Source organism: Methanosphaera cuniculi, from assembly GCF_003149675.1.
Taxonomy (GTDB): domain Archaea; phylum Methanobacteriota; class Methanobacteria; order Methanobacteriales; family Methanobacteriaceae; genus Methanosphaera; species Methanosphaera cuniculi.
Map to the genome: position 1 here is coordinate 1 of NZ_LWMS01000029.1, position 4020 is coordinate 4020.

4 protein-coding genes are annotated in these 4020 nt (G+C 25.9%); 2 read left to right on the top strand and 2 right to left on the bottom strand.

The genetic code is table 11. The annotated features are described in order from the left end of the window. Together MSCUN_RS08295 and MSCUN_RS04710 are read left to right on the top strand one after the other, a co-directional pair. The coding region (locus MSCUN_RS08295; protein WP_211305556.1) for a hypothetical protein at nucleotides 1-1040 on the top strand (1040 nt) is incomplete at its 5' end. Between the two features lie 581 nt (nucleotides 1041-1621). Further along, complete coding sequence (locus MSCUN_RS04710) at nucleotides 1622-2347, top strand: hypothetical protein (protein ID WP_095608401.1); 726 nt, start codon at nucleotides 1622-1624, stop codon at nucleotides 2345-2347. Nucleotides 2348-2568: 221 nt separating this feature from the next. On the opposite strand, the gene MSCUN_RS04715 is transcribed toward MSCUN_RS04710, so the two are convergent. Continuing rightward, nucleotides 2569-3219 (bottom strand): DNA polymerase domain-containing protein, encoded by a 651-nt coding sequence (locus MSCUN_RS04715; protein ID WP_095608400.1) that lies wholly within the window; start codon nucleotides 3217-3219, stop codon nucleotides 2569-2571. After that, nucleotides 3216-3596 (bottom strand): 30S ribosomal protein S8e, encoded by a 381-nt coding sequence (locus MSCUN_RS04720; protein WP_095608399.1) that lies wholly within the window; start codon nucleotides 3594-3596, stop codon nucleotides 3216-3218. Before MSCUN_RS04720 ends, MSCUN_RS04715 begins: the two co-directional genes overlap by 4 nt. Nucleotides 3597-4020: the final 424 nt, after the last annotated feature.

The window sequence follows — 4020 nt, forward strand, 5'->3', positions numbered from 1 at the left end:
TGTTTTTAGGAATGATGCATTCTTATTCTGATTATGTAGCACAAAAATTAAATACAACAAGAATTATAACAGATGAAGTAATGTGTATGGTGGGAATAGAAAATAGTAGAATGAATTACATACACTACAACGATCCATTAGCAGGAATGACAATAAAAGATGATACAAATATAATAATGTTTAATACCTATCAGTCAATGTTTTCATATAACTTTGCTAAATTTGTACTAAATACAATAAAATATGATATAGCAACATCAACAATGAATGAAATGATAAGACTAATTGAGTTAAACTCAGAGGTTAAATTATTTCTAGATAATGAAACTGGTATACTTGAGATGCAATCAAAGTTAACAGAAAATATATCGATGATATTGGACTTAAAAACAGGAATTATGACTTCAATATTATGTGTTGATGGATTTGAATATAAAGGAGCAATAACCGAAAACTTAACACAAGATATAGAAAATAAAACAAGTAAAAATAAATTACCATCAAAAATTTGCTTTGAAGATATATTATGTCTAAATTTTAAAGATAAAACAAGAAATATTTTAAATATCCCATTAGATAGTGGATGGGTAGAACTTGAAGGGATGATTGGTGGAATAATGTTTGGTTTGGGTACTCACTTACTTATAGGAGGAATAGGTACAGGAGTTGTAAGTTTAGCTGGTTTAGTTATGACAAGGGCAGGAGCATTTTTATGTGCTGATGCGAATGGTTGGACAACAGACTTAAATAATTTAAGTAGGTGTATTAATACTGGAATTGATTATGGATTAACTTTTATACCATCAGTATTACTATCCAGGACTTCAATGGGAATATTTAGAGTAGCAATCAAAGATAAGGAAATATTTTATAATGGAGGTAGGATTGAAAAATCAGTATATATGAGTCTCAAAGGATTCCAAGAAGCTCAAGAAACATTATATGGAGAAGTAATAGAGAAGATAATAGTTGAACCTCTTAGAGAATGTATGGAATCTTTTTTTTCAACGAAAAAAATTAGTGATTTTCTATGGTTTTGATAATTATAGTTAATTAGATTATTATTCTTATAATTAATTTTTTTTTTTTGATAAAAATTTTCGTTAGGTATTTTATTTTATAATATGATGAGACGTAAAATATTTTTTTAATATTTAAGATTGCATGTGAATTTATATATTTTTGGCTTTGTCAAACTTTGTGGTTTTAGAAAATGTATCATTTTTATACAAAAAATATTATAATATAAATAATGAGAAAAATAAGTATTACACTATCTTTTCTCTATTTTATATAATATATAAATAAATTAGATATTATAAAAAAATTCATTATCTTTCTTATATGTGGAGTAATAGATTAGATAAAAAAATAGTAGTTAAAAAAAGAATATTTTAGTGTTCTACCAAAATTTTTACATCATATTTTTTGAATAATCAATTTTTTGAATAATGGTTGTTATTTTATAGTATTAAAACTATATTACCTTTCTATGTATAAACTTAGAGTAATTATACTATAATATTAAATTATTGTAAGAAAAAATGGCATTTATTCTTCTATATGTTAATTATAGGATAGGATAACTTGATAATTATAAATTTTTGAGGTGATTAAAAAAATGACTAATATTGCATCAGGTTACTTTATTATAGGTGGAATTTTTCTGATATTTGTAATCTTTCTTTTAATATTTAAGCTTTTAATAAGTGATTTTTTTTATGAATTAACTGGACGTAAAATATTTTATATTAGAGAAATGGATTCTAAAGAATTGGTAGATGAAATTTATAAAGTTAATATTGGACGTAAACCTTATTCAGTTGAAATTTTAAAACTTGTAGGTTCTCGTGAACTTATAGATTCTATATGGATACCTTTTATTTCAACATATATTTGTTTAACAATTCTTTTTATAGCATATATACTATATTTAATCAGTGATAGTTATCTTCCATTTTATCTTGGATCTATTCCTTGTGGATTAATTTTATATTTTACCTTTTTAATATATCTTCGTATGAAGGTTTTCTATTTTGGTGGTAGTAAGGTTGAATGTGAAAAAAGATGTCCTGTAAGTTATCCTAGAGTTAGTTACACTTGGACATTGATAATTTCTGGGGGTATTATAATATTTCTCATGTTATCAACAGCAATACCTATTTTTATATATGGTTTAATTGCATCAATAATATTAGCACATATTTATATTTTCCCAGATTATATGAATAAAATATTACCATATGATCTTAGAACTGTAAGAGGAAGCTATCAAGAAAGTTCAATTATAGTAGGATCAATTCTTGCTATTTTCTTTTTTGGAGGAATTTTCATAATAACTAGGTGAGAAAAAAAATTAATTAATATAGCTCTCCTAAACTCTTCCTCCCCTCCCCTTTTTTTTATAAATATTTCTAAATTATGTGAATTTGAGTAGATTACATAGTTTTTTTTAGATTAAATTCTTCTATTAAGCAGTATTATTTATTATGAGAATTAGTATTTTTTTTATATTAGGTGGTTAATTTGGATTTTAAAAAGAAGATAAATATAAGTCTTTTTATTATTTTAAAAGAAGCTATCAAGACTTACTTGTTTTTCGTTATTTATGATTTGTTCTTCTGTATATCCTAGTGATTCTAGTATTCTGAGTGTTGCTGGAAGTACTTGGTTTTGAATGTAGTATTCAGGATCATATGCTTTATCACCAAGTAATTCAACTGGATATGCACGTTTGCTTATTGGTTCACGTCCCTTTGTTATAACATAGCTTATGATCATCCCACTTTTTACTGTTTTTCCATGTTTTATTAGTCTTTCTGCTGCTATTACGTGTGGTGCTATTTGTTTGTAGTTTTCAGGTTTTTTTGTTAGTTTTGTATGGATAATTAGGTCTTCTATTGGTACTTTTCCTTTTTTGAGTTTGTCTATTATCTGGTTTACTATTTTTTTTGCTTTTTTTGGTGATGCATCTTCAAGTAGTGCTGTTAGTACTTTGTGTTGTGTGTCTTTTGCAACTGGTGCCCAGTCTCGTCTTACAAGTTCTAAGCCTTTTACTGTTATTTCTCCATCGTATATAACAGCATATCTTTTTTTTGTTACGAAGAATCCTCGATCATAGTAGCCTTCAAGTTCTAGTTCCATGTTGGCTGGAAGATTTTGGTTTATGGAGCCTAGTAGCTCCGTAACCTTTTCTTCGATTTTTGTTGGAATGCTCATTCGATTAGTACACCGTTAACGATTCCGTTTTGTCCTGGTCTGGATGTGATTTTTACGTTTCCTATTTCTGTTTCAACAATTGCTCCTTTTGTAATGATGTTACGTCTTACAAAGTGGCTGTTTGCTGAGTTTTCTAGTACTGTTAGGATTTCAACGTTTTTAGATGAGTTGTCTTTAGGATCAATTACGTTAATTCTGTTTGCTACTGTTGCTCTTGTTTTTGAACAGTTTCCACGTGCTGTAATTTCTTTTTTAACTTCTTCTCCTATTCTTGTGTCTGCTGGTGTTCTTCCGAATTCAGCGTTTCTTTTGTTTTTATTTCTTCTTGATCTTGCCCCAGATGGTTTTCTTAGGGAACTTCCTTGCCATATTGCCATTTTATAGTCACCTCAAATTTTTTTTTTGTTATGTTATTTTTAATTTTTTCTTTTATTTAAAAAAGTTTTTTTTTCCTGGATTATTTTATTTATCCGTAAAAAGGGAAGATAAGTTATCTTAGGCTTGATAATCCTTCCTTTTTTTTCATTATATTGATATAGTGTAAAGTATTATTTTTTTTTGTAAAATTTTAATAAAAAAAATCCTTTTGTATCAGTAAATATATCATCTTTTATTATACTACTTGAAAAAATTCCTCATATTTAAGGAAAAAAAATATATTCATGATAAAAAGAAATATAGTTTTTTTTTTCGTATAATATAATCTTTAGAATAAAAATATTTTATTTAAAAAATAATAAATTGAGTTTAAAATTATTATATTATACTAATTTTTTACAATATTATTATAATATATATAAT

What these genes read in the sequence shown, in the direction of transcription:
- MSCUN_RS04710 (WP_095608401.1), top strand. Translation starts at nt 1,622, where the DNA reads ATGACTAATATTGCATCAGGTTACTTTATTATAGGTGGAATTTTTCTG.
- MSCUN_RS04715 (WP_095608400.1), bottom strand. Translation starts at nt 3,219, where the DNA reads ATGAGCATTCCAACAAAAATCGAAGAAAAGGTTACGGAGCTACTAGGC.
- MSCUN_RS04720 (WP_095608399.1), bottom strand. Translation starts at nt 3,596, where the DNA reads ATGGCAATATGGCAAGGAAGTTCCCTAAGAAAACCATCTGGGGCAAGA.